The sequence below is a fragment of the Bartonella sp. TT110JLCBS genome, from assembly GCF_042193405.1.
GTDB lineage: Bacteria > Pseudomonadota > Alphaproteobacteria > Rhizobiales > Rhizobiaceae > Bartonella.
In genome coordinates, this window is record NZ_JBHILT010000001.1 from 256,375 (window position 1) to 277,667 (window position 21,293).

General features: G+C 37.9%; 14 protein-coding genes, 3 tRNA genes and 2 pseudogenes. 17 read left to right on the forward strand and 2 right to left on the reverse strand.

Translation table 11 applies throughout. The features are described 5' to 3' along the window. The first annotated feature begins 6 nt into the window (after nucleotides 1-6). The 8 genes and pseudogenes from ACFILW_RS01075 (at nucleotide 7) to ACFILW_RS01110 (ending at nucleotide 11,192) form a co-directional block, all read left to right on the forward strand. Nucleotides 7-2,274: an ATP-binding protein gene (locus ACFILW_RS01075; RefSeq protein WP_375622153.1), complete on the forward strand. Its 2,268-nt coding sequence runs from the start codon at nucleotides 7-9 to the stop codon at nucleotides 2,272-2,274. A gap of 1 nt (nucleotide 2,275) precedes the next feature. Then, nucleotides 2,276-3,634: a sigma-54-dependent transcriptional regulator gene (locus ACFILW_RS01080; RefSeq protein WP_375622152.1), complete on the forward strand. Its 1,359-nt coding sequence runs from the start codon at nucleotides 2,276-2,278 to the stop codon at nucleotides 3,632-3,634. Nucleotides 3,635-3,637: 3 nt separating this feature from the next. Then, entirely contained in the window at nucleotides 3,638-5,014 is a 1,377-nt protein-coding gene (gene trkA / locus ACFILW_RS01085) for a Trk system potassium transporter TrkA (RefSeq protein WP_375622151.1), read from the forward strand. A 12-nt stretch (nucleotides 5,015-5,026) separates the two neighbouring features. Next, nucleotides 5,027-5,836 (forward strand): annotated as a pseudogene (locus tag ACFILW_RS01090) (hypothetical protein). A 146-nt stretch (nucleotides 5,837-5,982) separates the two neighbouring features. Further along, nucleotides 5,983-6,615 carry an ATP-dependent Clp endopeptidase proteolytic subunit ClpP gene (clpP, locus tag ACFILW_RS01095; protein ID WP_375622149.1) on the forward strand — a complete coding sequence of 211 codons (633 nt, stop codon included), beginning with the start codon at nucleotides 5,983-5,985 and terminating at the stop codon, nucleotides 6,613-6,615. Between the two features lie 182 nt (nucleotides 6,616-6,797). After that, the gene (gene clpX, locus ACFILW_RS01100; protein WP_375622148.1) at nucleotides 6,798-8,072 is read left to right on the forward strand and encodes an ATP-dependent Clp protease ATP-binding subunit ClpX; all 1,275 of its coding nucleotides are present in this window, start codon (nucleotides 6,798-6,800) and stop codon (nucleotides 8,070-8,072) included. Nucleotides 8,073-8,255: 183 nt separating this feature from the next. Next, complete coding sequence (gene lon / locus ACFILW_RS01105) at nucleotides 8,256-10,682, forward strand: endopeptidase La (protein WP_375684936.1); 2,427 nt, start codon at nucleotides 8,256-8,258, stop codon at nucleotides 10,680-10,682. Between the two features lie 231 nt (nucleotides 10,683-10,913). Then, nucleotides 10,914-11,192 carry an HU family DNA-binding protein gene (locus tag ACFILW_RS01110; RefSeq protein WP_120122030.1) on the forward strand — a complete coding sequence of 93 codons (279 nt, stop codon included), beginning with the start codon at nucleotides 10,914-10,916 and terminating at the stop codon, nucleotides 11,190-11,192. 1,054 nt (nucleotides 11,193-12,246) lie between these two features. Here the strand turns inward: ACFILW_RS01110 and trmFO are convergent. Continuing rightward, nucleotides 12,247-13,659: a methylenetetrahydrofolate--tRNA-(uracil(54)-C(5))-methyltransferase (FADH(2)-oxidizing) TrmFO gene (gene trmFO / locus ACFILW_RS01115; RefSeq protein ID WP_375684937.1), complete on the reverse strand. Its 1,413-nt coding sequence runs from the start codon at nucleotides 13,657-13,659 to the stop codon at nucleotides 12,247-12,249. 164 nt (nucleotides 13,660-13,823) lie between these two features. Here trmFO and ACFILW_RS01120 point away from each other — a divergent pair. From ACFILW_RS01120 to ACFILW_RS01145, 6 genes are all read left to right on the forward strand, one after another. Further along, nucleotides 13,824-13,906: transfer RNA gene (locus ACFILW_RS01120), tRNA-Leu, on the forward strand. Between the two features lie 134 nt (nucleotides 13,907-14,040). Beyond that, nucleotides 14,041-15,468 (forward strand): trigger factor, encoded by a 1,428-nt coding sequence (gene tig, locus ACFILW_RS01125; RefSeq protein ID WP_375622145.1) that lies wholly within the window; start codon nucleotides 14,041-14,043, stop codon nucleotides 15,466-15,468. A gap of 146 nt (nucleotides 15,469-15,614) precedes the next feature. Continuing rightward, entirely contained in the window at nucleotides 15,615-17,114 is a 1,500-nt protein-coding gene (gatB, locus tag ACFILW_RS01130) for an Asp-tRNA(Asn)/Glu-tRNA(Gln) amidotransferase subunit GatB (protein ID WP_375636307.1), read from the forward strand. A 181-nt stretch (nucleotides 17,115-17,295) separates the two neighbouring features. Continuing rightward, a complete protein-coding gene (locus ACFILW_RS01135) occupies nucleotides 17,296-17,694 on the forward strand; it encodes an NADH:ubiquinone oxidoreductase subunit NDUFA12 (protein WP_375622143.1) in 399 nt (132 codons plus the stop codon). A gap of 89 nt (nucleotides 17,695-17,783) precedes the next feature. Further along, the gene (locus tag ACFILW_RS01140) at nucleotides 17,784-18,209 is read left to right on the forward strand and encodes a DUF2155 domain-containing protein (protein WP_375622327.1); all 426 of its coding nucleotides are present in this window, start codon (nucleotides 17,784-17,786) and stop codon (nucleotides 18,207-18,209) included. A gap of 886 nt (nucleotides 18,210-19,095) precedes the next feature. Next, on the forward strand, nucleotides 19,096-19,809 hold the full coding sequence (locus tag ACFILW_RS01145) for a rhomboid family intramembrane serine protease (RefSeq protein ID WP_375622142.1): 714 nt from the start codon (nucleotides 19,096-19,098) through the stop codon (nucleotides 19,807-19,809). Between the two features lie 3 nt (nucleotides 19,810-19,812). Here the strand turns inward: ACFILW_RS01145 and ACFILW_RS01150 are convergent, their stop codons facing one another. Further along, nucleotides 19,813-20,643 carry a TrmH family RNA methyltransferase gene (locus ACFILW_RS01150; protein WP_375684938.1) on the reverse strand — a complete coding sequence of 277 codons (831 nt, stop codon included), beginning with the start codon at nucleotides 20,641-20,643 and terminating at the stop codon, nucleotides 19,813-19,815. A gap of 205 nt (nucleotides 20,644-20,848) precedes the next feature. Here ACFILW_RS01150 and ACFILW_RS01155 point away from each other — a divergent pair. The 3 genes and pseudogenes from ACFILW_RS01155 to ACFILW_RS01165 all read left to right on the forward strand — a co-directional run. Further along, nucleotides 20,849-20,932 (forward strand) — tRNA-Tyr (locus ACFILW_RS01155). A 31-nt stretch (nucleotides 20,933-20,963) separates the two neighbouring features. Next, nucleotides 20,964-21,037 (forward strand) — tRNA-Gly (locus tag ACFILW_RS01160). Between the two features lie 180 nt (nucleotides 21,038-21,217). Beyond that, nucleotides 21,218-21,293, forward strand: a pseudogene (locus ACFILW_RS01165) (elongation factor Tu); the annotation flags it as partial.

Below are 21,293 nucleotides of genomic sequence, written 5' to 3' on the forward strand. Positions count from 1 at the left end.
AAGCTCATGACGAATATAACATCTGTGACGAATCTTCAAGACATAGATAAAAATACTTATAACGATGAGTTGTATCGTTTAAGTAAGGTATATATTTTTTTAGGGATTACAATTATTGTATTGGCTTTACTTACGGCCTCTGTTTCGTTTATTATTCTTATTGGATTAACTCCTGTTGTTCCCAGTAGAACAGTAACCCTTATTCTTATAGGGATTAATAGTTTTTGGGTTTTAGGGCTTATTGTCATCGTTTTTTATGAGATGATTCCGATCATTCGTGCTTGGCGTTCAAGGCGTGCAGGATCGCGTCTTCATGTGCGCCTTATTTCATTGTTTGCACTTGTTGCGACAATGCCAGCTGTTGCTGTAGCTCTTGTATCGGGTCCAGCACTAAATTTGGGACTTGATCGATGGTTTGATACAACAACGCGCCAAATTGTGGGCTCTTCTATTGATTTAGCAAATGCTTATGCAGATGAAATGCTTCAAAATTTAAAAAATTTATCCTACGCGATGGCACTTGCACTTGATAACAAAAAACTCTTAGAACGTAATCCAGCTGAATATAAGATGCAATTGACACGTCATGCTATAGGACGCAATTTGCGTGGTGCATTTTTGTTAAGTTCTAGCGGCGCTATTTTTGTCTCGAGTGCTCTTGGTGATGAAGATAAACTGCCAATTCCTCCTTCTCATCTTATTGAACGTGCAACCAGTGCGAGACCTTTTTCTTTTCAACCAGGCGTTCATGATTATTTTGGTATTATTTTAAAATTTACCAACATTCCAAACACATTTTTATATTTGGTGCGTGACGTTGATAAAGGTGTTTTATCTGCTTTGCGTTTGACAGAAGTTAATACAGATCGTTATCGTGATTTAAATGAAAATCGCCTGCTGACACAGATTGCATTTGGTATGCTTTATTTGTGTCTTTTTTTTAGTTTATTCTTATCAGCTATTTGGGCTGCTATTGCTGTTGCTGATCGCTTAGTTCGTCCTATTCGTCTTCTTATTAGTGCTGCCGATGATGTTGCTTCTGGAAATATGGAAATTTTCGTGCCAGTACGAGCAAAAGATGGAGATATTGGGCAATTATCCAAAACTTTTAATTATATGGTCAATGAATTGAAAAGTCGGCGTAATGAGTTGATTGCAGTGCGTGATCAAATTGATGAAAGACGGCGTTTTTCTGAAGCAGTGTTATCGGGTGTAACAGCGGGAGTAGCGGGGATAGATGATAATGGTGATATCACCATTATCAATCGGTCTATTGAAGCGATGTTTGATATTCGCTCTGAGCACGTTGTTGGACAAAGTCTTTTATCTTTAAGCGCTGAAATTTGGCAGGTTTTTCAGTTTGTGCGTTCATTAGATCGTAAAAACCATCGTGAACAGGTCACTTTAAACGTTGCAGGAAAAGAGCGTGTCTGTAATGTCCAAGTTACGATGGAGGAGGATGATGGACAGGGGCAATCTTGGGTTCTAACAATTGATGATATTACAGACCTTGTTGCCGCGCAACGTACAGCGGCGTGGGCGGATATTGCGCGGCGTATTGCGCACGAAATTAAAAATCCTCTTACACCTATTCAGTTATCCGCTGAACGCATTCGTAAACGTTATAACAAAGCTATTACACAAGATAGAGAGGTTTTTGAGCGGTGTATTGACACAATTATTCGGCAGGTTGGAGATATTGGACGTATGGTTGATGAGTTTTCTTCTTTTGCACGTATGCCCAAACCGAAAATGCATATTTTAGATATACGAGAATTGTTGCGAGAAGCATGTTTCTTGATAGAAGTGACGCGACATGATATTCATTTTGAGCAAGATTTAGGAACTCTACCACTTATGGGGGCATTTGATAACCGTCTCATTGTACAGGCTTTTTGCAATGTTATCAAAAACGCGAGCGAATCCATAGATTCAGTTATGCGAGAGGAAAATATTCACGGTCATATTCTTGTCCGTTCTTATCGTCAGGAAGAATGGGTAGTTGTGGATGTTGTTGATAACGGGAAAGGACTTCCTAAAGAGCAAAGACAAAAGTTATTAGAACCCTATATAACAACGCGGGAAAAAGGAACAGGGCTTGGGTTAGCCATTGTGCGCAAAGTTATTGAAGATCACGGTGGTTTCATGGAGCTTCATGATGCACCGGAGAGTTTTTATGAAGGTCGTGGTGCGATGATCCGTTTGATATTTCCGGCGGATGGGGGTAAGCAAGGTAATATTATACAAGCCATAAATCATAAGATAGGGGAATAGTATGGTATCAGATATCTTGATTGTTGATGATGAAGCAGATATTCGTGAGCTTGTTGCTGGTATTTTAGATGATGAAGGTTATGAAACGCGTGTTGCTTGTAACTCTGATGAAGCATTGGCTCAAATTAGTGAGCGTATTCCAAAGCTCATTTTTTTGGATATTTGGCTACAGGGTAGTCGTCTCGATGGTTTAGCACTGCTTGATGAAATTAAAACACAATATCCGGCTCTTCCGGTCGTTATGATCTCTGGTCATGGTAATATTGAGACGGCTGTTTCCGCTATAAAGCGAGGGGCATATGATTTCATTGAAAAACCTTTTAAAGCTGATCGGCTTGTATTGGTTGCAGAAAGAACACTTGAAAATTCAAGTTTAAAACGTGAGCTTTTAGAATTGCGCAAGCGTTCGAACGAGCCATTAGAGTTGCTCGGAAAATCGACAGTTATAAAAAATTTGCGTCAAATTATAGAAAAAGTAGCACCAACCAATAGTCGCATTATGATAACAGGTCCTTCAGGGGCAGGAAAAGAGACTGTTGCACGAACTATTCATGCGCTCTCAACGCGTTCAAATGGGCCATTTGTTACAATAAATGCAGCAACGATTACTCCCGAAAGAATGGAAATAGAGCTGTTTGGCAGCGAAATGGAGGGAAGAGAGCGTAAAATCGGTGCCTTAGAGGAAGCTCATGGCGGTATCTTATATCTTGATGAAGTTGCTGATATGCCACGTGAGACTCAAGGAAAGATTCTTCGGGTTTTAACGGGGCAAACATTTGAGAGAATTGGCGGCACAAAACGTGTTAAGGTGGATGTCCGTATCATTTCTTCGACAGCGCAAAATCTTGAAAACCTCATTTCTGATGGGCGCTTTAGGGAGGATCTTTTTCACCGTCTTTCTGTTGTTCCTATTGTTGTTCCGCCGCTTTCAGCACGTCGTGAAGATATTCCAGAACTTGTCCATCATTTTGTAAAAACAATATCACAGCAGGTTGGGATTAAACCACGTGCAATCAGTGATGATGTGATTGCTATTTTGCAAACACACGCTTGGCCGGGTAATGTACGGCAATTACGTAATAATATTGAGCGTCTTCTTATTCTTGTGCGGGATGGTGATGGTCCTATAACAGCAGACTTTCTTCCCAGTGAAGTAAGTGATTCTTTGCCACGCCTTCAAATGGATTCAGATGAAAGTATTATGGATTTGCCGTTACGTGAAGCTCGAGAATTGTTTGAAAAGAGATATTTAGTGGCGCAGATTGGGCGTTTTGGTGGAAATATATCACGTACTGCTGAATTTATAGGCATGGAGCGTTCAGCTTTGCACCGTAAACTTAAAGCGCTTGGAGTTTCTTAAGCGATGCGTGTTATTATTTGTGGAGCAGGACAGGTTGGTTATGGGATAGCAGAGCGTCTTGCTGCTGAAAATCACGATGTTACTGTTATTGATATTGAAACGAGATTAATTGAAAAGATTCGCGATACATTGGATGTGAGAGGTTTTGTTGGTCACGGCTCACGGCCAGAAGTTCTTTTGGCAGCAGATGCAGACAAAGCAGATATGTTGATTGCTGTCACTTTGTTTGATGAAGTCAATATGGTAGCTTGCCAAGTGGCACATTCATTATTTAATGTGCCCACAAAAATTGCTCGTATTCGCTCACAATCTTATTTAGAACCACGTTATAAGACGCTTTTTTCCAGAGAGAATATTCCCATTGATGTGGTTATTTCGCCAGAAGTTGAAGTTGGGGAAATGGTTTTGCGCCGTATTGCTTTACCTGGTGCAATAGATGTTCTTTATTTTTGTAATGATGATATTGTTGCACTAGCCTTGGAATGCATGGAAGATTGTCCAGTTATTAATACACCTTTGCGTCAATTAACAGAGCTTTTTCCAGATCTTCATACGACGGTTACCGCTATTAAACGTGGCGCGGAATTATTGGTTGCACATTCAGAAACGCAATTACGCGTTGGTGATATAACCTATCTTGTTGTTGCTCGTGAACAGATGCGTCGTGCTGTTGGGCTTTTTGGTCATAAAGAACAAGATGCACACCGCATGATTATTGCAGGGGGTGGTCATATTGGCCTTTATGTTGCACAGGCTATTGAAAAGCGTTTCCATAAATTAAAATTGAAGATTATAGAATCGCATAGAGAAAGAGCTCTCACAATTGCTGATCAGCTTGAAAAAACGACAGTTTTATACGGTAACGTGTTAGATCCAGTGATTCTTCAAGATGCGGGAATTGATCAGTCTGATTTAATGATTACATTGACCAATCAAGATCAGGTTAATCTCTTAAGCGCTATTATTGCTAAAAGATTGGGCTGCAAAGCCAATATGGTATTGATTAATAATGTTGCCTATCAAGAATTTAGTCGTGCTGTTGGTGTGGATGCATATCTTAATCCCCATAGCGTTACAATATCGAGAATTTTGCAACAAATGCGCCGTGGGCGTATTCGTTCTGTTCATTCAGTTTTTAATGGACGAGCAGAAATTATTGAAGCTGAAGTGATGCAAACATCTTCATTAGTTGGTAAGTCATTATCAGAGCTCAATTTATCAGATGGTTTGAGAATTGGTGCAATTTATCGCAATAAGACAATAATACAGCTTTCGGCAGATACGCGTATTTTGTCTGGTGATAGAATAGTGATTTTTTCTCTTGCTGAGTGTGTTCGTGATGTTGAACAACTTTTTCGCGTAAGTTTAGAATATTTTTGATATATTATATATATGGATATTTGTACTTTTTGGTATAGTGGGCAATTAAGATTGGTGGATAGGCTTTGTTTGTCCTCAATGGTTAAAACTGGACAGCGCGTTAAGCTTTTTAGTTATGATAAAAAAATAGATAATCTCCCTGTTGGTGTTGAGTTGCATGAAGCCGAATCAATTTTACCACGCTCAGCAATTTATCGCCTTGATCCCGATTTTTCTGACAATAAACTAGGATGTACAATTATTCAGTTCTCGGATTTTTTTTCGTGTTATGCTGATGAAATATCAACAAGGTGTTTGGTTAGATACAGATGTTTACCTTGTTAAACAATTTCATCCAGATGCGGATAAGGTTTGGTTGGCAAGAAAAATAATACCAGAGTAGGCGTTTCTGCACTTTATTTTCCACCCAATAACCCTATTATAAAAACATTTGAAGATTATTGGGCAGGCACAGAAATTATTCCTCATTGGCTTGGGTTTAAGCGTCGTGTTTGGAGACCGTTCTGGTTAAAGAGGAAAAAAATGCCGATTTTACTGGGAAATCTTGGCGTTACAATATTTGGCAATGATGGTATTTCACGATTAGCAAAACAATATGGTTTTTTTCATGAAGCAAAGGAAAAGAAAACTTTTTATTATTGGACTGGGCGAAAGACTGAACGTATTTTTGAACCAGCTTTTGGCGTCAAGCCGCTTACAGATTCACGCTTGATAGGCTTTTATATTCACAGAAAGACAAAGACCACGCAAAAACCTCAGGAAGGAAGTTTTTACCATTGGGCGGTATCTCGCATTCCGGATGTTCATCATTTGTTTAGGTAGAGTTATTATTGCTATTTTAATGATTAGGATTTTAATCTATCTTAAACAGCTCTTGATTGTAGCTTGCACAAGAGAGTAATGTTAACATATGGATAAAAACATTGAATGTGTAAAGAGCGGTTGTTATATGAACGGAAAGTAAAAATATGAGTGATCCAATGAAAACAGCATTAAGCCTTGTTCCTATGGTTATTGAACAAACCAATCGTGGTGAACGGGCCTATGATATTTTTTCCCGTCTTTTAAAAGAGCGGATTATTTTTATTAATGGTCCTGTTGAAGATGGTATGGCAATGCTTGTTTGTGCACAATTGCTTTTCTTGGAAGCGGAAAATCCTAAAAAAGAAATTAGTCTTTATATTAATTCTCCAGGTGGTGTTGTAACATCTGGTATGGCTATTTATGATACTATGCAGTTTATTCGTCCTCCTGTTTCTACGCTTTGCATGGGGCAAGCGGCATCTATGGGGTCTTTATTGTTAACAGCTGGAGCAAAAGGTCATCGTTTTACATTGCCAAACGCACGTATTATGGTGCATCAACCATCTGGAGGTTTTCAAGGTCAAGCTTCAGATATTGAGCGACATGCGCAAGATATTATAAAGATGAAACGGCGTTTAAATGAAATTTATGTCCAACATACGGGTCAGGATTATGAGGTTATAGAGAGAACTCTCGATCGCGATCATTTTATGACAGCAGAAGAAGCCAGAGCGTTTGGCTTAGTTGATGATGTTATACAATATCGTGCAGAAACTGAAAAAGAAGAAAAAGATTAAGAATTTTTATAGAAAAAACAGCTACTTTAAATCAAAGAGTTTTATAAAAATATTGCAAAATAAAAGAAACACCTAAAAATATTGAGACATGCATGGTTTTCTATATGTCTTTTGATTTTCATGATGAAAAGCTTCCTTTGAAAAGGCAAAGTATTCATATATCGTGGTGAAAGGAAAGAAAAATGAGCAAAATTAGCAATAGCGGGAACGAATCGAAAAATACTCTCTATTGCTCGTTCTGCGGCAAGAGTCAGCATGAGGTGCGTAAGCTCATTGCGGGGCCTACTGTATTTATCTGTGATGAATGTGTAGAGCTTTGCACGGATATTATTCGGGAAGAAAATAAGTCTTCAGGGGTCAAGGTGCGTGATGGTGTTCCTACGCCACAGGAAATTATAACAGTTCTTGATGATTATGTTATTGGTCAGCAGCATGCAAAACGTGTTCTTTCTGTTGCTGTTCATAATCATTATAAACGGTTGGCGCATCAGTCTAAAAGCAATGATGTTGAGTTGGCGAAATCAAATATTCTTCTTGTTGGTCCAACGGGATGTGGTAAAACATATCTTGCACAAACATTAGCACGTATTATTGATGTACCTTTTACGATGGCGGATGCAACCACTTTGACTGAAGCAGGCTATGTGGGAGAAGATGTTGAAAACATTATTTTAAAGCTTCTTCAAGCCGCGGATTATAATGTTGAACGTGCGCAGCGTGGTATTGTTTATATTGATGAGGTTGATAAGATTTCTCGTAAAGCAGATAATCCTTCTATTACAAGAGATGTTTCTGGGGAAGGAGTTCAGCAAGCGTTATTAAAAATTATGGAAGGAACGATTGCTTCTGTTCCTCCTCAAGGTGGACGTAAGCACCCGCAACAAGAGTTTCTTCAGGTTGACACCACAAACATCTTATTCATTTGTGGGGGGGCTTTTGCAGGTTTAGAACGGATTATTTCAGGGCGTGGTGAAAAAACTTCTATTGGTTTTTCTGCGACCGTTAAGGCTCCTGATGAGCGTTGTGTTGGTGAAATTTTTCGTGATTTAGAGCCTGAAGATCTTATAAAATTTGGTTTAATACCAGAATTTATTGGGCGTCTTCCTATAGTGGCTACCTTAGAGGATTTAGACGTTAACGCTCTCGTGCAAATTTTATCACAACCTAAAAATGCGTTAGTAAAGCAATATCAGCGTCTTTTTGAAATGGAAAATGTTGAGTTAGCATTTCATGAAGATGCTTTGCGTGTTATTGCGAAGAAAGCAATTGAACGTAAAACTGGCGCACGCGGTTTACGTTCTATTATGGAGAAGATCCTTCTTGAGACGATGTTTGAATTACCGGCTCTTGAAGGCGTTCAAAAAGTGGTTATTTCGAGTGATGTCGTTGATGGGAAAGCGCGTCCTCTTTATATTTACTCAGAACGTGCAGAAGATAAAGAAAATGTATCAGCATGACATTGTGCGATGCACAATATAAAAGGTGGTAATGAAGGGTATTTGATGGGTATTTCTAATAATATCATTATAATGCTTGATTTATGTATGAGTAATGACCACTTCATGTACAGTGAAGAGCTGAGGTTTTCTAAAGGTGGGCTGGTTGTTGTAGATAGCTCATAGGCTCCAGAAAGGAGAATTATGCAATATATTGATGAAAAGACAGATGAAGTAAGAGATGGGGTTTATGCTGTTTTACCTCTTCGTGATATTGTTGTCTTCCCCCATATGATTGTTCCACTTTTTGTGGGCCGCGAAAAATCAATTCGTGCTCTTGAAGAAACGATGGCGGTTGACAAGCAAATACTATTGGTGACACAAAAAAATGCTTCTGATGATGATCCAAAATCAGAGGATATTTATCATATTGGTACATTTGCTAATATTCTTCAACTTTTAAAGCTTCCTGATGGTACTGTAAAGGTTTTGGTTGAAGGAACTGCACGTGCAAAAATTAGTCAATTTGCTTTAAGTGAAGGTTATCATCAGGCTTTTGCAACTGTTACAGAAGAACCTAGAGAGAGTGATGTTGAGATTGAGGCTCTTTCAAGGTCAGTGATTGCTTATTTTGAAAACTATGTAAAGCTTAATAAAAAAATCTCTCCTGAAGTTGTGAATGCGATTGGCCAGCTTGATAATCCTTCTAAGCTTGCCGATACGATTGCTTCTCATTTGATGATTAAACTTGCTGAAAAACAGGAAATATTAGAGCTCTTACCTGTACGGGCCCGTCTTGAACGTGTTCTGTCCTTCATGGAAGGAGAAATTTCTGTTTTGCAGGTTGAAAAACGTATTCGTTCGCATGTTAAACGGCAAATGGAAAAAAACCAACGAGAATATTATCTCAATGAGCAGATGAAGGCTATTCAAAAAGAGTTAGGAGCAAGTGATGATAGCCGAGATGAACTCTCTGAATTAGAGGAACGTATCAAGAATACAAAACTATCCAAGGAAGCACAGGAAAAAGCTGGAGCAGAATTGAGGAAATTGCGGAATATGTCTCCTATGTCTGCAGAAGCGACAGTTGTACGTAACTATCTTGATTGGTTATTAGCAATGCCTTGGGGTAAAAAATCTAAGATTAAAAACAACTTAGATTTTGCTGAAAAGGTCATGAATAATGAACATTTTGGTCTTGAAAAAGTTAAGGAGCGAATTATTGAATATTTGTCCGTACAAAGTCGCGCGTCAAAGATAAAAGGTCCCATTATTTGTTTGTTAGGTCCTCCTGGTGTAGGGAAAACATCATTAGCGCGCTCTATTGCAAAGGCAACGGGGCGTGAGTATGTTCGTATCTCATTGGGAGGTGTCCGAGATGAAGCAGAAATTCGTGGACATCGCCGAACATATATTGGCTCGATGCCTGGAAAAATTATCCAGTCTATGAAAAAAGCAAAAAAATCTAATCCGCTTTTCTTGCTTGATGAAATTGATAAAATGGGACAAGATTTCCGTGGCGATCCTTCATCCGCTTTATTAGAAGTTCTTGATCCTGAACAAAATAGTACATTCATTGATCACTATTTGGAAGTTGAATATGATCTTTCTGATGTGATGTTTATCACAACTGCCAATACGCTTAATATTCCAGGTCCATTAATGGATCGTATGGAAATTATTCGTATTGCTGGTTATACGGAATGTGAGAAAATGGAAATTGTTAAACAGCATCTTTTACCAAAAGCACTAAAAGATCACTGTTTGTCTAAAAAAGAACTCAGTATTTCTGATGGAGCACTAAGGTCAATTATTCAGTTTTACACACGTGAGGCAGGTGTTCGTAACCTTGAACGTGAACTCATGAAAATTTCCCGCAAATCCGTTACAAAAATTCTCAAAACGCATCAAAAATCTGTAAAAGTTACAGAAAGTAATATTCATGATTTCTTGGGTGTTAAACGTTATCATTACAATCAGATTGAAGGCGAAAATCAAATTGGTGTTGTAACAGGCCTTGCGTGGACAGAAGTTGGCGGAGAGTTATTGACCATTGAAGGAGTTATGATGCCCGGCAAAGGTAAGATGACTGTAACTGGAAATTTACGTGATATTATGAAAGAGTCCATTTCAGCGGCAGCATCTTATGTACGTTCTCGTGCTGTTGATTTTGGTATTGAACCTCCACTTTTTGAAAAACGCGATATCCATGTTCATGTTCCAGAAGGGGCGACACCAAAAGATGGCCCCTCTGCTGGGATTGCAATGGTGACAGCAATTGTTTCGGTCCTTACAGGAGTAGCTGTGCATAAAGATATTGCAATGACTGGTGAAATTACTTTACGTGGACGCGTTTTACCCATTGGTGGATTAAAAGAAAAACTCTTAGCAGCTCTTCGAGGAGGGATAAAAAAAGTACTTATTCCTGAAGAAAACGCAAAAGATTTGGTTGATATTCCTGATGATGTCAAAAATAATATGGAAATTATTCCGGTAAATCATGTGAGTGAAGTTTTGAAACACGCTTTGGTTCGTTTTCCAGATACTATTGAATGGGAAGAACCCTCTACAGGGGCTGTTCCAATCCGGTCAGAGAGCAGTGATAGTGAAGGAATACAGATTGCACACTGATTCACTTATCTCATTTATAACGGCATTTTTTAGGTGGCAGAAGGCGTTTTTGAGGTTATTATTCTGTTTTTTGTTGGGAAAAGTGAAAAATTCCGTGAATAACTGTGATTATTGCTAAAAAAACAATGTTTTGGATAAAAATAAGACTTCTGTTTGCTGTACTTTTCAATAAACTGACCAATAACATGATTAAGTCATGTTGTCAGGTAATATAGGGAAAGGAAATATTTTATGAATAAAAGTGAATTGGTTAGCTCCGTTGCTGAAAAGGCAGGTGTTTCAAAAGCGCAAGCTGGTGCTGTTGTTGATGCTTTTATGGCTTCTATAACTGAAGCTTTGGCTTCAGGGGGAGATGTTCGTCTTCCAGGTTTTGGCTCTTTTGAAGTTTCTCATCGTGCTGCAACAAAGGGGCGTAATCCTTCAACTGGTGCTGAAATCGATATTCCAGCACGTTCTGTACCAAAATTTTCTGCAGGAAAAAGCCTTAAAGAAGCAGTTAATAAAAAATAATTTAAGCTACATTAAAAAAACCCGCTTATAAATAAATCGGGTTTTTTTAACACATGTGTTATGCTCGTTTTCACATAACACTTTGAGATCTTTGCGATACTTTTTATTTTCATGTATTGCTGGAAATATATTGTTTTTAGTCTTTTCATAAAATATTGCACTATATTAATTGAGCGCGGGTATGGCTTATAAAATGTAATATTAACTTTTATTACGCTGAAATGTTACGGTATTTATTTCAAAACAAGATCCGTAAATAATATGAGGCGGAAAACTCTGTAAAGTTTATAAAAGTTATTATATACTACCATTTACGCTTAACAAAAGCGCATGTTGGTGCCACCATATTATCTATTTTTCTCAGTTCCTATAATGTTGCGACTAGCTCTCCGATATCTGAGACGAGTGCGTAAGCGATAGTTTTATTCTTTTACTTATACGCCAACCTTTCTTGTGACGCACCAAGAGGATAATTTTATTGATTTATTAGAGAGCCTGAAATGAAAGAATCTTTTGATATTCAGATTTGGTTTTCAATATTGTGATTTTTCTTGGCATTTGAGAGGGGAGAGATAGCTCCAGCTCTATCTGCAAATATTTGTACCATATCTTTATTTTACTTGTGATATGCAGGAGAGCGTTTTTTCTTCATCACACAAGAGTTAAAATAAGAGAATATCACAAATTTTGAGGGAGGAAGTTAAAAAACAGAAAAATTACTCTTATAAAATAATATACATTACGTAATATAAAAACTATTAATAAAGATAGTACAGTATTATGTGTGTATTTTTCATCTATTTTTTTGATTATTCATAATATATTTATATGCTTATTTTGTTTTTAGTCATTAAATCATATTAAATTGTTGATAGCAGTAAAAGTCTTTTTATAGCAAAAAGTTATTTTCGCAGCACCTACATAATTGAATAAATGATGAAATGTAGGTAGTATTTATTGATTGGGGGAGACAGTCTTTAAAAGGCTTTAGAATGATTTTTTCATGAGAGTCATAAAGATCTGTTCAGTAGGTGAGAGGCGAATCGTATGTTTTTTATAAACAGGAGCTCTTTGATTCTTTATCTGCTAACCACTGAGTACAATCATTGAGAGCTCTCGCTGTTATGGCTTGTTTTTTTACTAATTTTTTTTCTTTACTTGGTAAACGTTTCCCTGAATGTTTAATAGAAGCAATAGGGGGAAAAAGTCCGAAATTGATATTCATTGGCTGAAAAGACTGTGTTTCTGCTTTTTCATCTATGATGTGTCCCCCCGTAATATGATTCAAAAGGGCTCCGAATGCTGTAGTTTGTGGGGGTAGGCAAGGAGAAATATGATGATATTCGGCAGCAGCAAAACGTCCAGCAAGAAGTCCTATTGCCGCTGATTCTACATAACCTTCACATCCGGTAATTTGCCCTGCAAAGCGTAGTTGTTTTGTTTGTTTTAAACGAAGGGTTTGATCAAGAATGATTGGCGAGTTGAGGTAGGTATTGCGGTGAAGACCACCAAGACGCGCAAACTCTGCTTTTTCAAGACCGGGAATCATTCTAAAAATGCGAATTTGTTCACCATATTTCAGTTTTGTCTGAAAGCCGACCATATTATAAAGCGTTCCAAGTTTATTGTCTTGGCGTAATTGAACGACAGCATAGGGTTTAACTGTAGGATTATGGGCATTAGTTAAGCCCATAGGTTTCATAGGACCATGTCTTAACGTTTCAAGTCCGCGCTCAGCCATAATTTCAATTGGTAGGCATCCATCAAAATAGGGCGTTTTTTCAAAGTCACGAAACTCTGTTTTATCTGCATTTTTTAACGCTTGAACGAATGTTTCATACTGTTCTTTATTTAAGGGACAATTAAGGTAATCTTTTCCTGTTCCCTCTGGGCCAATCTTATCATAGCGCGACTGATACCAACAAATATTCGTATCAATACTATCGGTATGGATAATAGGTGCAATAGCATCAAAAAAAGAGAGTGATTCTGTTCCAGTTATTGCTTGCAATTCTCGAGCAAGTGCAGATGAGGTAAGGGGACCCGTTGCGATGATAACATGTTTCCAAGCTTTAGGAATTTTTTGAACTTCTTCACGTTTAATCGTTATAAGAAGGTGGTTTTCGAGTGCTGCTGTAACGATTTTTGAAAATCCATCACGGTCAACAGCAAGGGCACTCCCTGCGGGGACTTTATTGGCATCAGCAGCTTTCATAATCAACGATTTTGCTAATCGCATTTCAGCATGGAGAAGTCCTACGGCATTTGTTGATGAATCATCGCAACGAAATGAATTTGAACAAACCAGTTCTGCCAATTTATCCGTTTTATGGGCATCTGATTTTTTCTGGGGTCGCATTTCATGCAAAATAACAGGAATTCCTGACTGAGCGATTTGCCAGCTTGCTTCACATCCTGCAAGACCGCCACCGATGATATGGATTGGAGTATCAAATGTCTTTAGCATACTCGACTTTTAGCGTAAGCAGCCGTATATGAAAAGCATAGATTTTGTTTTTGTTATTTATGAGAATAATGTATATTCGTTTTTTTAATATATTTGTTTGCTTTTTTTCTCTAATTAATGGTATAGAAGCGCCGTTTGTATAAGGTTATTAGCTTGTCAGTTTGGCGGATGTGGCGAAATTGGTAGACGCACCAGATTTAGGTTCTGGCGGGAGACCGTGGGGGTTCGAGTCCCTCCATCCGCACCAAAGCAATCCTTTAAGTGCTACGGATTTCTACGTGTCTGGAATTCCGCTTCATGGTGATGTAACACTCAACGTGTTAGAATGTAATGATTATTAGAGTGGGCACGTCCCTCTCCTTAGAAAAATGAAGGTGTTTAATGCAGGTTACCGAGACGCTTAATGAAGGACTGAAGCGCGAAATTAAGATCGTGGTTCCAGCAAAAGATTTAGAAGAAAAGTTGAATGAACGGTTAGATGATACCAAGGGTAAGATTAAGCTTAATGGTTTTCGTCCTGGTAAAGTGCCTAGTGGGCATTTACGAAAAATGTATGGTAAATCTTTTATGGCGGAGATTCTCAATGAGATACTCAGTGATGCGCCACGTTCTATTTTAGCGGACCGCAATGAACGTGCAGCGATGCAGCCAAAAATTGACATAGATGAAGATGAAAAAATTCTAGATGGCAAAGCCGATTTTACTTTTAGTTTAAAGTATGAAGTTTTACCGAAAATTGAAATTAAGGATTTTGAACATATTGAAGTTATCCGTGAAATTGCAACTGTCCCTGAACAGGATATTGATGATCAAGTCAATCGCGTCCTTTCTTCTACGCGTAATTATTCCCTAAAAGAGGGGAGTTCTGAAGAAGGTGATCGTATTACCATAGATTATCAAGGTAAGCTTGAAGGCGTTCCATTTGAAGGTGGGGAAGATAGTGATGCACAACTGATTCTTGGGTCAAAACAATTTATTCCTGGTTTTGAAGAGCAATTGGTTGGTGTGAAAGCTGGGGATGTAAAAACGATTTTTGTTAAATTTCCTGATAATTACAGTGCGGCACATTTGGCGGGACGGGAAGCAGAGTTTGACATTACTGTCAAAGCTGTCTTTAAACCAGATGAATTAAAAATTGATGATGAAGCGGCACAAAAAGTTGGTTTAGAGTCTATAGATCGCTTACGTGAGGTCGTTCGTGGTCAGATTGAAAACCAATATGGTTCAGTGACGCGTCAAAAAGTTAAGCGTCAAATTCTTGATGCTTTAGATGCTGATTATAATTTTGAGATTCCTGAAGAACTTTTAGAAGTTGAGTTTAACAATATATGGGCTCAGGTTAATGATGATTTGAAAAAGGCTGGGCGCAGTTTTGAAGATGAAGGTGTTACAGAAGAAAAGGCACGGGAGGAATATCGTGTTCTTGCACAACGTCGTGTTCGTCTTGGTTTAGTGCTTTCTGAAATTGGAGTAAAGGTTGGTGTTAAAGTTAGTGAGGATGAGCTAAAGGCAGCTGTTTTTGATCAGGTTCGCCAGTATCCTGGACAAGAGAAAGAGATTATGGATTTTTTTCGTAAGACGCCAGAAGCTGTTGAAAATCTGCGTGCTCCGATTTTTGAAGAAAAGGTCATTGATTATTTGTTAGCACAGATAAAAGTGACAGATAAAGAAGTGACAGTTGAGGAATTGATGAAAGAATATGACGAATCAGAGGACATTGAAGAAAAGCCGGCAAAGAAAAAATCTGCAGTGAAGGAAAAGTCCGCAGAGAAAACATCAGCTAAGAAAAAAGCTCCTAAAAAAGCTTAATATTCACGCAAGTAAAACAAGTCCGATAGAATCGGACTTGTTGTAAGATTTATATCCTGGGGTTGCCCAGAGAGAATGGTTTTAAATAAGCCATGAGTATATTTTAAATACATGAGTATATTTTAAATATTGGTAGTGGATTGGCAATGAGCATCATTGATACGCGTACTCCTGATTCTAAGCGTTTTATTTCTGGAGTTACAGGTGATTGGGAAGTCATCATTGGCATGGAAGTTCATGCGCAAATCATATCAAATTCGAAACTTTTTTCAGGAGCATCAACCAAATTTGGTGCAGAGCCGAACAATCATGTATCGCTTATTGATGCAGCCATGCCAGGTATGTTGCCTGTTCTTAATCAAGAATGTGTTCGTCAAGCGGTTCGAACGGGGTTAGGATTAAAGGCGCATATTAATTTAAAATCTGTTTTTGATCGCAAAAATTATTTTTATCCAGATTTACCGCAAGGGTATCAGATTTCTCAATTTCGCTATCCCATTGTGGGAGAGGGAAAGATTATCATATCTGTTGGTCCAGATTCGAATGGCCAATTTGAGGATATTGAAGTGGGAATTGAGAGGTTGCATCTTGAACAGGATGCTGGAAAATCGATGCACGATCAACATCCAACGATGTCTTTTGTAGATCTTAATCGTTCTGGTGTTGCTCTTATGGAAATTGTTTCCAAACCTGATATGCGCTCATCAGATGAAGCCAAAGCCTATATGACAAAATTGCGTACGATTGTTCGTTATTTGGGCACTTGCGATGGCAATATGGATGAAGGTTCTATGCGTGCAGATGTCAATGTATCTGTTCGTCGTCCTGGTGAAGATTTTGGAACGCGCTGTGAAATTAAGAATGTTAATTCTATTCGCTTTATTGGTCAAGCAATTGAATATGAAGCGCGTCGTCAGATTGCAATTTTAGAAGATGGAGGCGTTATAGATCAAGAGACTCGACTTTTTGATGCCGCTAAAGGTGAAACGCGCTCTATGCGCTCAAAGGAAGAAGCGCATGACTATCGTTATTTTCCTGATCCTGATCTTTTACCATTAGAATTTGATCAAGCATTTGTGGATGCTTTGGCAGCAGACTTACCAGAATTGCCTGACGCTATAAAAGCACGTTTTGTTAAGGAAATGGGATTGACAGTGTATGATGCTTCCATTCTTGTGACAGAAAAGGCTATTGCTGATTATTTTGAAGAAGTAGCACGTGGGCGTGATGGAAAAATAGTTGCCAATTGGGTGATTAATGACCTTTTAGGGGCTTTAAATAAAGATAATCGTGAGATTGAAGAGTCACCAGTATCGCCAAATCAATTGGGAAGCATTATTGATCTCATAAAAGAAGGAGTTATTTCTGGAAAAATTGCCAAAGATCTTTTTGAGATTATTTGGAATGAAGGGGGAGATGCACGCCAAATTGTAGAAGAGCGAAATATGAAGCAGGTGACGGATACAAAGGCTATTGAAAGAGCTGTTGATGAGATCGTTGCCAATAATTCTGATAAAGTTGCGCAAGCAAAGCACAAACCTGCTTTAGCTGGTTGGTTTGTTGGACAGGTAATGAAAGCAACAGGTGGTAAGGCAAATCCCCAAGCTGTTAATGAATTGGTTAAGATGAAACTTGGCATAGATTAAATTTTATGGGGTGGAGCAGAAGCCATACATATGATATCTTCTCGAAATTAAAGGATAGCACGTTAACCTATCAATTGGAATTGTAGTTGAATTTACGAGTAACTTTTTCGATAATTTCAATCGTTAATAATTTTATTCCAACGATTAATTTCATGAGCGCACTAAATGAATGGAATAGCAGATGGCTCGTTTTTTAAAGCAAATCTTCACATGGTGGAATGGCAATACCATTGGTACGCGTTTTTTTACATGGCGCAAAGGTAAGCGGATAGGGGAAGATCAATTTGGAAATATATATTATGAAGGAGGACTTCATAAGGATGGTTATCCGCACCGTTGGGTTATCTATAAAGACTATTCTGAGGCCTCTACTATTCCACCAGGTTGGCACGGTTGGATTCATCATCGCTGTGAGTGTCCACCAACACAGGAGGATTATCATCCTTATGAATGGGAAAAGCCTCATGTTGCAAATATGACAGGAACAAGTGAGGGCTATCGACCAAAGGGGGCTATCACCTCCAGTGGAGAGCGTTCTTGTGTGCATGAAGATTATGATGCGTGGTCACCTAAAAAATAAAATATTTTAATGTACGTGTGTATTTTTGTCTTATTTGACTCTATGTTATGAAAAGAATTATTTTTTAAGGTGCGATTGATTTTGATATGATGAGATTTTTTTTATTGTTAGGGGTGAGGCATTTTATATATATTTTTTTTATGGGAATTTTAGTGTTTTTATCCTTAAATAATGGGGTGCGGGCTGAGCGTATTAGCAATGGAATTGCTGTTTTTGCAGGTCTTGACAAAATCACGGGACGGACCACACGTTTTGAAGTTACTCTTGGTAAAATTTATCAGTACGGCGCATTACAGGTAACTCCACGTGCGTGTTATACGAGCTCTAAAGATGAGCCAACGCGTACAACTGGTTTTGTCGAAGTCAATGAAGTGACATTAGATAAAAAAATACGACGTATTTTTACAGGATGGATGTTTGCAGATAGTCCTGGGTTGAATGCTGTTGAGCATCCTATTTATGATGTGTGGTTAAAGGATTGCAAGCAGAATTCTCAAGATCTTCCTCTTCAATGATTAGTGTGTTATCTATTTATAATACATTGATTTATAATGGTTTTTGTTATTTTGCAACTTAATAGGAGGTTAAAATTCCTATGATTGCCTCATTTAAATTTTTTTTATATTGAATTAATCCGAACTATTCTCTTGCGCGTTATAAGTGGCGGATGCGTAGATAAGACCGTCTAAGAAAGGAATAAAAATTTCTGTCATGAATTGTTTAAATTCAAAGATGCATCATTAGAATAAACATATTTTTTCAGTGTTTCATAGGAGACAGTTCTTGCATTATATCTGTTAAAGGTTGAAATGAAAGGCTTGTTTATATTTGTTAAAGAGATGAACTGACGCTTTTGCATTTATGAGGAAAACAGACTATTAAGTAAGTAATTCATTATGAAACATCAATTAGTATATTTAGAGAACGCTGTGTTGGTCGTTTTTTTCTCATAGAGATGTTGTTTTTCATTCAAAGAGTAGAAGCAATGCAAGCCATATTAATGGAAAAATTGAGATTTAAGATTATTTAAAGTTTATCAGTCGAAGTATAGCTTGATTAAAAAATGCAATGATCAATATATTTCTAGTAAGAAAACAATGTTTATGTATTTTTATTATATACCACACTCATAAGTGAGTTTATCTATTCGTAAGTTATTGTATATTGTATAATAACTTCGCATTTAAGTAAGCAGGATACCACTAAGTTTGTAAATCATATTCTTGATATCCATGCTTTTTTTAATCTTTTGTATAAAATACAGGTGTTTTCATATAGAGCTATTGAAAATTTAAAAAGGGGCTTCGAAGAGGCGTTAAAAGGATTCTGCATCACTGGGAGTGGTGTATTTATTTTGTATAAAGAATAACCCATTTTCTGAAAAATACGAGATTTTATACAATGAAAGTTTCTAGTCACCAGCATAATGATGTTTCCCGATTGCCGAAACAACCTAAAGAACCTTTATTGAATGTTCCATTTATTATAGTTGTGTTAATAGCATTTTGTTTTTGTCTTTATTGCATTTCTCAGTATTTTTTTTCTCATCAGGTTTATGTTGAAAGCCTTGAGTTTTTTTCATTTATACCAGCATTGTTTAAGAGGGATCCTGTAGCATTTTGTTATACCATGGTGAGTTATTCATTTATGCATAGTAGTTTTAAACATGTTGCTCTTAATATGGTTTGGCTTTTGGTTTTCGGCTCTCCTTTAGCAAGGCATTTTGGTGTTTTACGTTTTTTAATTTTTTGGGTGTTAACGGCAGTTATTTCTGTTTTGACTTATTTTACATTTCATCAAGAAAGTACCATATCACTTGTTGGGGCATCAGGTGCAGTATCTGGAATGATGGGTGCTATTGTACGTTACGGTTTGCCCAGCCGCTATTTAGGTGTTAAAGAATTTGGGGGGCATTTATTGTCCATCAAAAAAGCTCTACGTTCCAAGGGGGTGCTTGTTTATATGAGTATGTGGCTGATAGCTGACTTTATCATAGGTATTTCTTCCATTCTGTTTGAAGAAAACGGTATCTCAATAGCATGGGAAGCTCATATTGGCGGTTTTTTTGCGGGTTTTTTGTTGGTTGGTTTTTTTGATGTTTCACAAAAAAATTAAAAATTAGAATCTAATATATTTATGCGCTACATAAAGTGCTATTGTTGCTGCGTTTGAAACATTTAATGATTTAATATTTCCTGGCATATCAAGGCGTGCTAGAGCGCAAACGGTTTCACGTGTTTTTTTACGCAAGCCTTTACCTTCTGCTCCTAAAACAAGAGCAATTTTATTTCCTGTTAATGCTGTTTCTAGAGGTTGGTCACCTTCTGAATCGAGACCAAAGCTCGTAAAACCTGTTTGATGAAGTTCTTGAAGAGCTTCAGCGAGGTTTCGTACGGTAATATAATGAATCATCTCCAGAGCTCCTGATGCAGCTTTTGCGAGAACTCCGCTTTCGTGGGGAGAGTGACGGCAAGTTGTAATAAGTGCTTTAGCTTTCAATGCAACTGCAGAGCGCATAATAGCGCCAACATTATGTGGATCGGTAATTTGATCCATGACAATGACCAGATCAGTATTGGTCAGTTCCGACAGTTTGCATGGTTTGAGGGGGAGAGTTTCCAAAACAATACCTTGATGAACAGCCTCACTTCCAACAAGCGAATCAAGATATTTGGGGGTGCATAATGTAACAGAGCAAGGATAATCTGATTCGGATATATTTAATCGTTTTAAGGCATTTTGTGTAACATAAAGACATTTTAAAATTCTTTTTGGGTTTTCTAAAGCAGCCTGAACAGAATGAATGCCATAAAGATGGATGATTCCTTGCTGTAAAGAAGCAGTTTTCTTCTTTGGGTGTGTAAAAGATCGAGAAGGAGAGCCTTTTGTGTCGCGATATCGGCGACGTAAACGAGCATAATGAGAATTTTGTGATATTTTTTCTTTCATAGCTTCTTTATAGCGTGTTAATAAGAAAAATAGAGAGAAAAAATCTATAATTTAAAATTATGAGCAGGAAATTTGTACAGAATTGTATTTATTCTGTTGACAGATACAATAGTAATCGTCATAACCACTTCGCAATCAGATTGAATTGAATGGGTGTTCAAGATGGTTGTCGTGATGTCTCATTGCGCGACTTTATCGGTGTAATGGAGGGGTGCCCGAGTGGTTAAAGGGGGCGGACTGTAAATCCGTTGCGTATGCTACGTTGGTTCGAATCCAACCCCCTCCACCATTCATCGAAGGAGAGTTAGTACATGGGTCATGCGGGTATAGCTCAATGGTAGAGCAGCAGCCTTCCAAGCTGAATATGCGGGTTCGATTCCCGCTACCCGCTCCAAATGATTGTTGATGATTGGGCAAATAGGTATGATGGAAAATATTCCATTTATAGATTGGGTGGGATTTTACGTCTAAGAGTTGTGGTGATTGGGCTGTATACAGTCTGGTCAGACTTATTTTTGCAGAACTGTCCCTAGATGCTAACAAAAATAGGGAATAAAACAAGAGATTAATAGCAATGGCGAAGAGCAAGTTTGAACGAACAAAACCGCATGTTAATATTGGTACGATTGGTCACGTTGATCATGGGAAGA